The sequence below is a fragment of the Cobetia sp. SIMBA_158 genome (assembly GCF_046566945.1).
Classification (GTDB): domain Bacteria; phylum Pseudomonadota; class Gammaproteobacteria; order Pseudomonadales; family Halomonadaceae; genus Cobetia; species Cobetia amphilecti.
The window spans coordinates 1-243 of the sequence record NZ_JAWJYL010000939.1 but is presented as its reverse complement, the minus strand read 5'-3'; the positions used below and the strand labels follow the sequence as shown (position 1 = coordinate 243).

At 39.9% G+C, this 243-nt stretch carries 1 protein-coding gene; it reads right to left on the bottom strand.

The features are described 5' to 3' along the window. The coding region (locus tag R2R70_RS22570; protein ID WP_410979282.1) for an electron transfer flavoprotein subunit alpha/FixB family protein at positions 1-243 on the bottom strand (243 nt) is incomplete at both ends.

Below are 243 nucleotides of genomic sequence, written 5' to 3'. Positions count from 1 at the left end.
CATAGTCAGCAACTTTGAAAATGTTTGCTTCTGGATCTTTATTGATTGCAACGATTACTTTCGAGTTAGACATACCAGCTAAGTGTTGAATTGCACCCGAAATCCCTACAGCAATATAAAGATCTGGAGTAACTACCTTACCTGTTTGACCAATTTGAAGCGCGTAATCACAGTATCCTGCATCACAAGCACCGCGAGAAGCACCAACTGCTCCACCTAATAAATTCGCTAATTCTTTTAAAG